Raw genomic sequence first — 2,553 nt, 5'->3', positions numbered from 1 at the left:
TTTGTCGCCATTCTCGGCGTCATCGCGCTGCTCGGCATCATCATGCGCAACTCGATCATCCTGGTCGACCAGATCGACCAGGACATCGCCGCGGGCATGGACCGCTACGAGGCGATCATCGGTTCGGCCGTTCGCCGTTTCCGGCCGATCACGCTGACGGCGCTGACGGCGGTGCTGGCGCTGATCCCGATCTCGCGCGGCGTCTTCTGGGGTCCGCTCGCCTACGCCATGATGGGCGGCATCCTCGTTGCCACGGTGCTGACCATCCTGGTCCTGCCTGCCGGGTACGCCCTGTTCTTCGGCCGGGAGCCGAAGAAGCGCGGGGCGGAGGGGCGGACCGACGATCTGGAACTGAGCCAGGAAACCGAAAAGCCCCAGCTGGCGCTGGCCGCCGAATAGATCGATCACGCCAGTCGAAAAGGATCGGGCGCGCCGAAGCGCGCCCGATCCTTTTCACTTTTACGAGGTCAGATGACGAAGAACCAGTTGGCGAGCAGCATCACCACCACGCCGGCGACCAGGGTCAGATAGGGCAGTATGCCCGCCTTTTTGACCGACAGGTCGGCCCCCGTCATGCCGAGATCGGCCAGCATGTGGTCGGGGAACTTGCCCTTGTCCTGGATGTAATGGCGGAAGCAGAACACCGGGATGATCAGGGCTGCCGTGATCAGGCCGGCCCACAGCGCCATCGGATTCCAAACTTTGGCGCCCGCGCCCATGAAGATCATGTTGACATAGGCGAAGATCGCGCCGACGCCGAGCAACCAGCTCGGTGCTTTCCAAGGCCTGGCGATATGGCCGTTGTCGATGCGGTGGATCCAGCCGGCATTGAGGTTGAGGAAGTTGAAGATGATATAGCCGCAGTTCGACACGGCGAGGATGAAGAAGAAGCTCGTCGCGTCGGCAGAGGCGATGGCCAGCACGATCAGGTTGAAGACGAGATCGGTCCACATTGCCCGCGTCGGCGCGCCATGTTCGTTGACATGGCTGAGATAGCGCGGCAGCCAGCCATCGACCGAGCCCTGGTAGAGCGTGCGTGAAGAGCCGGCCATGGCCGTCATGATGCACAGAACCAGAGCCAGGATCATCAGCATCACCAAGAGGCTGTGGATCAGCGCCCCGCCGCCGACCATGCCGGCCAGCGCGTCGGCGACACCGGAGCCGTCGACGATCGGTGTCGCCAGCATGCCGTTGAGGCCAAGCACGCCCTGGAAGGTGAACGGCACCAGGATGAACAGCAGCATGCACAAAAGGCCGGAATAGAAGATGGCCTTGAACGTGTCGGTGCCCGGGTTCTTGAACTCCGAGGTGTAGCAGACGGCGGTCTCGAAACCGTAGGTCGACCAGGCGGCGATGAACATGCCGCCAAGCACCAGCGTCCAGCCGGCAATGTTCCAGGCGCCGGGCTCGGGCGCATAGGCGGCCGCCAGCGGCACCAGCGGCGAAAAATTCGCCCAGTTGATCTGGCCGGTGACGATCGGCACGACGCCGACGATCAGCATCGGGATGATGACCAGCAGGCCGATATATTTCTGCACATTGGCAGTGCCGAGGATGCCGCGATGCTGGATGGCGAAGATGATCAGCATCAGCACCGCGCCGATGAAGAAGGTCGCGTTGAGGGTGAACGAGACCGGCCCCAGCGTGTGGCTGTAGAGCGTCCAGTTGCGGATCACCGGCGTTGCCGCGGTGGTCACCGCCGTGATGGCGTCGGCGGCACTCGTCCCGGCATGCGCCGCGATATAGGCGACGACTTCGGGCGAGGCATCGGTGAACAGCGGCACCGGCGCCAACGCGTTGAGGATATAAGCTGCGGCGATCGAGCAGCCGAGCGACAGCACCGGCGACCAGGCGAACCAGTTGCACCAGACCGACAGCGGCGCGATGAACTTGGAATAGCGCAGCCAAGCGGTGGCGCCGTAGATCGACGCGCCGCCCGACTTGTTCGGAAACAGGCCGGCGATTTCGGCATAGGTGAAGGATTGCAGGAAGCCCATGATCATGGAGAAGATCCAGATCGCGAAGGCCAGCGTGCCGGTCGTGCCGGCAATGCCGCCGATCGAGAACAGGACGAGGGCAGGCACGCCGCTCGCCACCCAGAAGGCGCCGCGCCAGTCGATATTTCGGTGCAACTTGCCTTCGGCAAGCGGCTCCAGGACAGTCGTTATCGTGCTCATATGTCTCTGTTCCCCATTTTGATGTTCCCCGTTCGTGACCGCCGCGGCTTCGCTAGGCTCACCATCGACGCATGCATTGATCGACTGCTGGTGTTTCCACTCAGTCGTATTTTTTTCTTAGGAGTGAAGATTGATCCGGCGCGCTTTCACGTCAAGCGAATTGTCGCGCCGTGCACATCACGCTTGCGAAACATGTCAGCTTCACACTGGCGGGCAGGATTGTTCGGAAAAGGACCAGGGGTCTGGAAACGAAAAACCCGCCGGAGGCGGGTCCCGGCGCAAATCAGCACCATGGACGAATATGTAGCATAGCTGCCCTCAGCAGGTCAAGAAAAAATTCCTATCAGGCTGCCAGCACTGCCTCACTGTCTTCGGA

At 62.2% G+C, this 2,553-nt stretch carries 2 protein-coding genes; one reads left to right on the top strand and one right to left on the bottom strand.

Annotation, left to right across the window (positions count from 1 at the left end; translation table 11 throughout):
* On the top strand, positions 1-399 hold a 399-nt coding region (locus EN750_RS28805), incomplete at its 5' end, for an efflux RND transporter permease subunit (RefSeq protein ID WP_145968003.1).
* A 68-nt stretch (positions 400-467) separates the two neighbouring features.
* Here EN750_RS28805 and EN750_RS28800 read toward each other — a convergent pair.
* Entirely contained in the window at positions 468-2,177 is a 1,710-nt protein-coding gene (locus EN750_RS28800; RefSeq protein ID WP_127270074.1) for an APC family permease, read from the bottom strand.
* Positions 2,178-2,553 lie beyond the last annotated feature (376 nt).

The organism is Mesorhizobium sp. M7A.F.Ca.ET.027.03.2.1 (genome assembly GCF_003999175.1).
In the GTDB taxonomy this organism is placed as follows: domain Bacteria; phylum Pseudomonadota; class Alphaproteobacteria; order Rhizobiales; family Rhizobiaceae; genus Mesorhizobium.
The sequence above is the reverse complement of the archived record's forward strand: the minus strand, read 5'-3'. Positions and strand labels throughout refer to the sequence as shown.